7 protein-coding genes and 1 pseudogene are annotated in these 8,250 nt (G+C 36.2%); all 8 read left to right on the top strand.

The annotated features are described in order from the left end of the window. Positions 1-178, top strand: a pseudogene (locus H626_RS11675) (IS110 family RNA-guided transposase); the annotation flags it as partial. Between the two features lie 138 nt (positions 179-316). Next, positions 317-1,228, top strand: a complete 912-nt coding sequence (locus tag H626_RS0109665) for an ABC transporter ATP-binding protein (protein WP_027109186.1) — start codon at positions 317-319, stop codon at positions 1,226-1,228. Further along, positions 1,225-2,226: an ABC transporter permease gene (locus H626_RS0109660; RefSeq protein WP_027109185.1), complete on the top strand. Its 1,002-nt coding sequence runs from the start codon at positions 1,225-1,227 to the stop codon at positions 2,224-2,226. The genes H626_RS0109665 and H626_RS0109660 overlap by 4 nt, the downstream gene beginning before the upstream one ends. A gap of 24 nt (positions 2,227-2,250) precedes the next feature. Then, positions 2,251-3,039, top strand: a complete 789-nt coding sequence (locus H626_RS0109655) for a GDSL-type esterase/lipase family protein (protein ID WP_027109184.1) — start codon at positions 2,251-2,253, stop codon at positions 3,037-3,039. Positions 3,040-3,215: 176 nt separating this feature from the next. Continuing rightward, positions 3,216-4,022, top strand: a complete 807-nt coding sequence (locus tag H626_RS0109650; RefSeq protein WP_027109183.1) for a hypothetical protein — start codon at positions 3,216-3,218, stop codon at positions 4,020-4,022. 156 nt (positions 4,023-4,178) lie between these two features. Next, positions 4,179-5,054, top strand: coding sequence for a DUF1295 domain-containing protein (locus H626_RS0109645; protein ID WP_051237937.1), 876 nt, complete (start codon positions 4,179-4,181; stop codon positions 5,052-5,054). 529 nt (positions 5,055-5,583) lie between these two features. Next, positions 5,584-7,353 (top strand): DegV family protein, encoded by a 1,770-nt coding sequence (locus H626_RS0109640; RefSeq protein WP_027109181.1) that lies wholly within the window; start codon positions 5,584-5,586, stop codon positions 7,351-7,353. Positions 7,354-7,364: 11 nt separating this feature from the next. Beyond that, positions 7,365-7,760: a DUF2177 family protein gene (locus H626_RS0109635; RefSeq protein WP_027109180.1), complete on the top strand. Its 396-nt coding sequence runs from the start codon at positions 7,365-7,367 to the stop codon at positions 7,758-7,760. Positions 7,761-8,250 lie beyond the last annotated feature (490 nt).

Raw genomic sequence — 8,250 nt, 5'->3', positions numbered from 1 at the left:
TCACATCGTTGATTATTATTATAAACTAAAAAGGCAACCCACCCCCAAGAAGGATAAGGTTGCCACAGTTGCCTGTATGAACAAGCTCCTGAAATGTATGCATTCCATGGTAAGGAACCATACCTCGTACGCTTACACGCACACGGTCTCTAAGACCCATAATATACCTGTAGTATAGCATGAACCTTCTCAGAAAAATATAAAAAGGCTGAGGCTTATTTGGTATGCATTTTTGTCTGAATTAACAATCACTCTTTTGAAAATAGTATTGTTAGTTAATCTTTTTCCTTGACTAAACGTAGGAAAGAGGCTTGCTATGGATACAGCGGTATTGAAGGTTTCAAATATATCAAAACGGATCAAGAAAAAACAAATTATAAAAGATGTCAGTTTCGATATCAAGCAAGGAGAAATAGTAGGATTTTTAGGACCGAATGGATCTGGAAAAACGACCATGTTAAGGATGATCGTAGGTTTATCAAAACCGACTTCGGGAGAGATAGAAATTTGTGGGTATTCCATTGAAAAAGACTTTGTAAAAGCTATGTCTACTGTCGGGTGTATTATAGAAGGTCCGGATCTGTATGATTATATGAGCGGGTACAGGAATCTTGAAATACTCGGTAGTATGTCAACAGGCGTTACGAAGAAGGATATAGATGAAGCCATAGAACTAGTCGGTATGAAGAATCGTATCCATGATAAAGTGGCTGTGTATTCTATGGGAATGAAACAAAGGATCGGACTGGCGCAGGCTCTTATTCATAAACCTAAACTACTGATTCTAGACGAACCGACTAACGGACTGGACCCGCAAGGTATTCATGAATTTAGAGAAATCGTGAAAAAATTGGCGAGAGAAAAAGGTATTTCAGTGTTGATTTCTTCGCATCTGATCAGTGAGGTCCAATTGATGTGTGACCGAGTCAGTATTATAAATAAGGGAAGTATTATTAGGAATGCATCAATAGAAGAAGTTTTATCTACTGGTGAAGTTGTCTGGACAGTAGATGATCCAAAAAAGGCTCAAGCAGTCCTTAAAAATAAGTTTGGTATAGATTCAGCTATCGATGGGGAAAATTTAACAGCATTAGCTAAGGTAGAAAAGCTTTCAGAAATAAATAAAACGTTCTTTGATTCGGGTGTAGAAATCAAAACTGTTGAAAATAAAAAGAGAACATTGGAAGATTTGTTTTTAAGCCTGACGGATAAAGGTGTGATCGCATGATTTCGTTAACACAAAATGAGATACTGAAGATTTTATTAAAGAAAAAAATGCTCCTGATCGTTCTGTTGCTTTTGATTTTTGTGAGTTTGCTCTCATATGGGCAAAAATATTCTTATGATACGACTATACAAAAATTTGAAGCGGAGTCTGGTGGGATAGCCTATGACTGGAAAGCTCTTACTACTCAACGGCTCAATGATCTTGAAGAACGGAGTCAGAATGAATTTATACCTGAAGAGGTCAGAGCATCGATGGATAGAGAAATTCAACAATTGAATTATTTTGTTGAGAACGATATCAACCCGATAACCCCTACAGCGGCCAAGTTTACTGTCCAATTTGTAGAGCAGGGCATTACATTATTTATCCCTCTTCTGATTGTGATTTTAGCTGCAGATTTAGTTTCAAATGAATTCTCCAAAAAAACGATTAAAATTTTACTCACGCGGGCAGTTCCGAGATGGAAAGTATTATTGAGCAAGTATAGCGCACTCATTATCATGACGACGATTTTGGTATTCATTGTAAGTATTCTGTCCACTTTAGTATCCTATTTGTTTTTTCAACAATGGGGATTTAGTGAACCCATAGTAACAGGGTTTACTTTGATCGAGGGTGAATTAAATTCCAGTTCAACGATATTGATCTCCCGATTTCAGTACACTGTATTGATATATTCGCTATTGTGGTTTGTATCCATAGTAATAGCCTCGATAACACTCATGATTTCCGTGATCGTTGAGAATAGTTCGTCGGCTATAGGTATATTGATGGCAGCTCTGATCGGCGGTCAATTTTTACAATTTTTCTTATCTGAATGGGAACTAGTCAAGTATTTTTTTGTGACGAATTTAGATCTTACGCGCTATTTAACTGGATCCTATCAACCGATCGAAGGAATGAGTTTAAACTTTTCTATTCTTACATTAAGTGCTTGGGCTGTATTATCATTGATAGTCAGCTTTGCAGTATTTAATCGCAAAGACATCTTGGTTTAAATCGTCTAGTAAGGGGGGATAGCTATGTACAAAAAAGTGATTTGGCCACTAGTCTTTTTTATGTCACTAGTTTTAGCGACCGTATTTATATCCGGTTTTATTGCCTCTATAGTAGTAAGCAAGAGTGAAGAAACCAATTATCCAGAAGAACAGATGGAAAGCTCAAGTGATAGACCGGAAGAAGGAGAGCGTATTCCAGAAGATTCGTCTGACATACTCATTCTTGGAGACTCGATTGGATTTGGAGTAGGGGATGAAGAAAATTTAGGTATAGGAGAAAGATACCTCGATTTGATCAATACAGAAGATGAAAAGGAACGAACCAGTACAAATATCTCAGTACCAAGTTTTGAAAGTGATGATCTCGTAAATTTGATTAAAAGTGCAGAAAATGAAGCGAGTATCGCTAGTGCAAACTTGATTATTGTTTCAATCGGAGGGAATGATCTAAATCGTTTAGACTATGAAGATAATGTAACGTTAACTCTTGCTTTTGAAAAAGCACTTAAAAAGTACAAGGGAAACCTGGAATTCTTAATAAAAGAAATCAGAAACCTCAACCCAGATGCACAGTTAGCATTTATCGGTTTATATGATCCTTATAGTAAAAAGGAACCGGAAAAAACCAGATTACTTCTAGAGTGGAACTATGAAACGCGTCTAATTGTAGAGTCTGATGTTAAATCTGCCTATATTCCGACGTATGAATTGTTTAAATATCATTTAGACGATTATCTCTCTGTAGATGAATTTCATCCAAGTGGTTCAGGATATCAGGTTATAGCAGAAGAACTTGATCGGGTAGTGAATTAGAGAAAAGAATCGACTGATCAGCTAGCAGGAGTAGTGACAAGATAGAAATTGTTTCAGAAGGACTCTATTTTTAAAGCTAGTAGATCAATAAGTTAGAAAAAATGGACAAAAATACGAGATAAGGTTCATGGGCTATTTGAAATCACGGTATAATGGACTCATTAAGGAGTGGATGTATGTTTACATTGGGGAGAGGTATAGACTTCAGTTATAAAACAAATCAGATAATAGCAGTATCGGCAATACTAGTAGCTGCTACAGGGTGGATATTAACGGGGAATGTTTTGTCAGGGATGTATACAGGAATGGGCGTATTTTTAACATGGGCACTTTCTAGAGAACTTGATCCAACACATGATCATTCAGCATTGCTGGCCGCTGCAGTGTCACTGTTAAATTTGCTTTATTATGATACCGTTCAGATTTTAGTAATTGTTTGGTTACTTTTACTCATGAGAATAGTTAATGGAATTACAGGAAAAAAACGAACTACTTTTGATATTGTTTCAGTATTCGGACTGACTCTATACCTGTCTTTAAATAGTGAAAACAGTATTTATCTACTGATTTTTCTTTTAGCCATGGTGTTTAACTTAAAAACTGGAGAAAAAACGAGAGAATTACTAATAGCTAGTGGGATTAGTTTCGGGCTTTTTCTAGTAGAAAGTATTTTTATGAACTATTTATCTTTCAACAGTATAAATGAGTTAAATACTGTAACCGGAGGTGTAGTGGGCACAGTAGGTCTATCTTTTATATTGTTTTGGTTTTTATCAAAAGATGAAAGTAAAGATGATATGGGGAATAGAGTAAACAGATTTGAACGATTAGCGAGTCAACTGTTGTATAGCATTGCGGTCCTGCTGTTGTTTCTTTTTGGGGGAGTGAGTGTTAACAACCTCGTTATATACTTGTCCGTTATAGTAGGTGTAACGATTTACTTTATTGGATTTAAGATCCTAAATAGGAATAGGGTCAACTAAATCAATCATAAAGCTGGGCTTAAGTACAAAGAGCTGACTCGAATATTTATCGATTTGTGTATAATAAAAGTATTAAACTTCATTGATTGAATGCGTTAAGTTCCTTTGTTTTTATTGGAGTATGGTACAATATAAAAAAATTGAAAGAGGTGTAGAATGGATAAAAAAAGAATTTTAATTTATATTTCATTGTTTTTAGCGACGCTAGCAATAGCGACACAGGGATTTACCAATATAGGTTTAGATGGATTACTTGTTCCAATGATTTTTACCTTTGTCTATTTTACGGTGATCTTTATTATAGCTACAGTAATCAAAAATAATTCAATTGTCGATATTGGCTGGGGGATGGGTTTTGTTGTTGGTAGCTGGCTTACATTGTTCGTTACTGAAGACCCTACAATTTTATCGTATGTGATTGTTGGATTCATTAGTGTGTGGGGTCTAAGATTATCCTTGCGGTTATTAAAAAGAAATTATGGGAAGCCCGAAGATTTCAGATATGCACAATGGCGTAAAGAGTGGGGCGACAATGTGGTCGTCATTGCCTTTTTTAGAGTGTTCATGATTCAAGGTATTATTAACTTCCTCGTTGGATCTGCAAGTTATTCAGTAATCAAATACAATGAATTCAGTTTAGATTCAAATCATCGCTATTTTGTTTATGCTGCATTGTTTGTTGCGCTGATCGGACTTTTCTTTGAAGTGGTCGGTGATGAACAACTGAGAAGACATATCGCTAAGGGGACACATACACTTCTGCAATCAGGATTATGGTCGATCACACGTCATCCAAACTATCTCGGAGAGATATTAATATGGATTGGATTATATGCCAGTGGTATTACGCTGATCTTTACTGATTCTATAAATCCGATTTACTACCTGTTTTTAATTATCTCACCTATTATAATGAGTACCGTTTTGATCAAAGTATCCACTCCATTACTAGAGAAAAATATGGAGAAGTATGATGCATGGGAAGAATACACCAAAAGAGTTCCAATGATTTTCCCATGGACTAAAAAATAATAAAGAATAGTCGATCGTTAACAACATTTTACTAAATAAGATTTTCGAAGCTGTGTGTGAGGGATGTGTTAATTATTCCTTACACACAGCTTTTTTGGGATCATTTTTTGTATATTTAGAAAGAAGTCATAAATAGTTTGAAAATCGATGTGAAAACAGATAGTTAAAACGTAAATAGTGAAATAACTAGGTACCTGTGAGTCTTATCTTCCCGCTGTCAAAATTGAGAAACGGATAGTGTCTAAGAAATTTTTGATTTTAGAAAAATTAAACAGATAATCGTTCCTGAAAAATGACAGACGCATAGAATTTAATGTATAATTTACGTAGATATGTACACTGAACCAATCGAACTAGTATGATACGTTCGTCAGACAAGTTGGGCCTATGCAAATTTCCAAATGGTTCGCTTTAGTTGTTTATAATATAAATAAACAACTTGTGGTCAATGTAACAGGATAATAAAATGGAAAAGTATATTTAAGTATAATTGACTGATCCGACTGTGAAAAAAAATGGGGGGACAAATATGGATACAATAACACACGACGAATTATATAACAGCTTGATCAACGGTGCAAAAGAGGTCATGAACAACCGGTTGTTTTTGAATAATATAAATGTTTTCCCAGTAGCTGATGGGGATACAGGGAGTAATCTCTTCTCTACCACGTATAGTATCGTTCACCATTCAGAATTAAAAGAAGATACCAAGACGACCTTAGAGTCCATTGCAGATTCCGCTATTATTGGCGCAAGAGGAAATTCCGGCTTGATTTTTGCCCAGTACTTTCAGGGATTCAGCGAAGGAATAACTGCAGAAACAGTCATTACAAAAGAGGATTTTATTTTAGCAAGTAAAAATGGAATGGAATATGCTTATCAAGCATTGGATAATCCTGTTGAAGGGACGATGTTGACCACCATGGCCGTATTTTATGATGCATTGAGTAAAGAACCAAGCGGCCATGAAACTTTTGATACACTGCTTGGAAAAGCTTTTGAAAAGGTGGAAGATGCAGTTGAAAACACAACAGATCAGTTGAAGGTTCTAAAAAAATCGCTTGTAGTCGATTCAGGAGCAAAAGGATTTGCATACTTCATTAAAGGTTTTTTAGATGGCATCCGAGGGCATTTGATTTCAAAAGATATCACAGAGGTAGAAGAGTTCATTCCAGCAATTGAACAACATGATCATGATATTGTTCGGTATCGCTATTGTAGCGAGGCTTTGCTTGAAAAAGAATCAGATGTCATAGATTTGAAGAGCCTCTTATCTGATATTGGTGATTCGATCGTTCAAGTTAAGGGTAAAAGAAAAACCAGAGTGCATATCCACACCAATGATCCAGCCGAAATGTTTGAACGTCTTTCTGGACATGGAAGGATCATTGAACAGAAGGTCGATGATATGGTTCAGCAGTATGACCGGATCCATAATAGAAAATATAAGACTGTGATTGTGACTGATTCGATTGCAGACTTACCAAAAGAGTTGATCGATGACGCACAAGTTCATGTGATTCACATATCGCTACTGGTTGGAAATGAATCTTATATAGATAAACTTACTGTGACAAATGAAAAACTCTTTGATTTAGCTAAATCAAAGAATATCCACCCAACTTCATCACAACCAACAATCAAGAGCATCGAAAATGCTTATCACTATTTATTGTCTTATTATGAGAATGTTGTGGTCTTTTCTGTTGCACAAGCATTGAGCGGGACGTATAATGCCTTTTCAAAAGCGGCTGAACAGTTCAATGAGAGCAAGCAGACGATTCATGTCATAGATACGAAACAAAATTCCGTTGCGGAAGGGTTGATCGTTTGGGAGGCAATAGAGAACTTGAAGGCAGATAAATCAGTTGGGGAGATTTTATCAGCTGCAGAACACTCGGTTGGTCAGTCTAAAATTCTGGTTAAAATCAATACGCTAGATAATATGATCGCTTCAGGAAGACTAAGTGTACGTGCAGGAGGGATCGCCAAGAAAATAGGGTTAAAACCGATCATCTCATTGGATGAAAAAGGCGAAGGGGAGATTTTCAAAATTGCTTTCCACCCGAACACAGCACTTAAAAAAATCCTGAAACACATGAAGCATATAAACGAAACAAAAGGGATCAAACACTACGCTGTTACGTATGTAGATGATCCTCGCTTAGGCAAAGAATTTGCTGAGGCACTGAAGGGAACATTAAATAAAGAACCAGAATATATTACGAAGAGTTCCGGTGTTATTGCATTAGGTGCAGGTGTTGGTACTGTTGCAGTTGCATATATCACTCAATAGGAGAGGATCTAATGAACTATTTTATTATTTATGTGATCACACTTGCTGTATTTTTCTTGGTTGATATAGTTTGGTTAGCTCTAATTGCCAATAAGTTATATAAAGAACAAATTGGCTTTATTATGAAAGATAAACCTAATTGGGTCGCAGCCATCATATTTTATTTGATTTTTGTCCTTGGATTGGTGTTCTTTGTTATTGATCCTGCTTTAGTGTCAGGAAGTATTCTTGAAGCACTGCTAAGAGGGATGTTCTTTGGCTTTATTGCTTACGCAACATATGATTTAACCAATTTAGCAACTCTCGCTAATTGGCCATTAAAAATCACCATTATCGATTTGATTTGGGGTACAAGTCTAGGTGGGCTCGTATCCGTTATCAGCTATTATTTTTCTGCTATGCTTTAAACAAGAAAAGCAGAATAACTGGAGAGCACTTGAAGGTAAAGGGATCAACAATTCAAAATGATCGATGAATCTGAACTTTCGATATGCTGGACCGAGAAAGAAAACACGAGTGAGACGAATGGCGAGTTTGTTTTTGGAACACATTTCAGAAAGTGAAGTTTGTTTAACAAACAAACATACTAAGATTAGTAGGTAAAGACCACGACGGTGGTTTTTACCTACTATTTTTCTTTTATAGAGGTATAGTAAGGGTGAAAGGAAGCTCGACTGAAGCCTCAGGGACTATGAGTCCGAAACAAAAACTGAGCTCCCTCACTGTCATTTCTAAATCAGGTTTAAGTATGTGGGACCATGAGTCCGAGTACAGGAAATAAGACACGAAATGAAGCAGTGATGGTCTTTCAATACAAAAGAAAGCGAGGAATAATATGACTTATGTACTAGCTTTAGATGTTTCTATGGGGAAAAGTTATGCCGTCATCTATGAAGA

The sequence above is a fragment of the Lacticigenium naphthae DSM 19658 genome (genome assembly GCF_000425865.1).
GTDB classification, from domain to species: Bacteria; Bacillota; Bacilli; order Lactobacillales; family Carnobacteriaceae_A; genus Lacticigenium; species Lacticigenium naphthae.
Note: the sequence above shows the minus strand (reverse complement) of the source record. Positions and strands in the feature narration are given on the sequence as shown.